The sequence below is a fragment of the Spirillospora sp. NPDC046719 genome, assembly GCF_040645715.1.
GTDB lineage: Bacteria > Actinomycetota > Actinomycetes > Streptosporangiales > Streptosporangiaceae > Spirillospora.
In genome coordinates, this window is record NZ_JBEYYT010000114.1 from 1 (window position 1) to 357 (window position 357).

Below are 357 nucleotides of genomic sequence, written 5' to 3' on the forward strand. Positions count from 1 at the left end.
GGGCCGAAGCCGATCGTGGCCAAGCCGGTCGCCGCTCCGGCGCCGTCGATGAAGAAGCCGGAGCCGGACGGCCCGGCCACGGGCACGGGCCCGCAGGTCCCGCCGCCCGCGAAGGCGCCGCGTCCGATCGAGGACACCGACGGCGGACCGTCCGGCGGCCCCTCAGGCGGCCACGCCCCGATCGTCCCCCCGGCCCCGCGCGGGCCCGCCGACCCGAGCTGATCCCCAGCCCCGGCGGAAACGTCAACCCGCTCCCCGAACGGTGGGCCCCGCCCCGGCCCGGGGCCCCCCGCGTGCGGGCCCCGCCGTCCGGACCCCGCGGAACTTAGGACCATGGCGCATACAGGGTGGCGAACG

1 pseudogene is annotated in these 357 nt (G+C 79.6%); it reads left to right on the forward strand.

Annotation, left to right across the window (positions count from 1 at the left end):
* Positions 1–222, forward strand: a pseudogene (locus ABZ914_RS20770) (chromosome partitioning ATPase); the annotation flags it as partial.
* Positions 223–357 lie beyond the last annotated feature (135 nt).